Raw genomic sequence first — 551 nt, forward strand, 5'->3', positions numbered from 1 at the left:
GTGAGTATGAGGCACATGACCAGCTCGACCAGCAGGATGATCCAGAAGTTCTTCGTACCCAGCAGCATGAACGCCGGGATGGTGAGCACGATGAACCCGACGCAGGCGATGATGAGCATCTTCTTGCGGCCGAAGCGGTCGGAGATGCGGCCGGACACGAAGATGAACCCGATGTAGGCCACCAGCACGATAGTGGTGATGATGGATGCCGCGCTCGGATCGTAGTTCAGCGTGGTCTCGAGGTAGTTCGGCAGGTAGGTGAGCACCGCATAGAAGCCCACGGCGTTCAACACGCAGGCGCCGAACGAGATGATGAGCACGCGCAGGTGCTTCTTGAACAGCGTGCGGATGGGATGCTTCACGCTGGAACCCTGCTGCTTCAGGTGCTCCTGCATCTCCTCGTACACCGGGGAATCCTCGAGATGCGTTCGGATGTAGTGCGTGATGTAGCCCAGCGGCAGCGCGAGCAAGAACGGTATGCGCCAGCCCCAGTCCACGACGAAGTCCGACGTGGCGCCCCAGGTGTTGAACATGAACGTGGCGAACAGCGA

1 protein-coding gene is annotated in these 551 nt (G+C 60.1%); it reads right to left on the reverse strand.

All coding sequences use genetic code 11. From position 1 onward, the window contains the following. On the reverse strand, window positions 1-551 hold a 551-nt coding region (locus DMP11_RS10135; RefSeq protein WP_123186349.1), incomplete at both ends, for an MFS transporter.

Origin of the sequence: Parvibacter caecicola, from assembly GCF_003725335.1 — a bacterium.
GTDB lineage: Bacteria > Actinomycetota > Coriobacteriia > Coriobacteriales > Eggerthellaceae > Parvibacter > Parvibacter caecicola.